The organism is Vibrio sp. T9, assembly GCF_003123985.1.
Taxonomy (GTDB): domain Bacteria; phylum Pseudomonadota; class Gammaproteobacteria; order Enterobacterales; family Vibrionaceae; genus Vibrio; species Vibrio diabolicus.
Genome location: NZ_NIGY01000206.1, coordinates 1 through 283, shown reverse-complemented (window position 1 = coordinate 283; position 283 = coordinate 1). Strand labels below are relative to the sequence as shown.

Here is a 283-nt window from a genome sequence, read left to right as displayed (position 1 = left end):
AAGCCGGTGATCCGGTTGCCCTCGCCGAACTCGTAGACAGCCTTGCCGTTGAACTGCTTGGTGTTGGTCGGCGAGTTGGGGTTGGCCCACATGTCCGCGTCGCTATGGGCGCCGGACAGATACATGGAGAATCCCTTGTAGTCGCCCGTATCGATGCGCGCATAGCTGCGACGGTTGTGGTCGCTGCCGAAGGTCTGCGCGACCTTGCCGCCGAAGGTCTTCGCCGGGTCCGAGGAGAAGTACTGGATCGCGCCGCCGAGGTTGCTGGTCGATGCGGTGCCAA

The 283-nt window shown here is 63.3% G+C and carries 1 protein-coding gene; it reads right to left on the bottom strand.

What is annotated here, in order from left to right; translation table 11 throughout:
• Positions 1 to 283: hypothetical protein (locus CBX98_RS26475; protein WP_197710275.1), on the bottom strand; the 283-nt coding region annotated here is incomplete at both ends.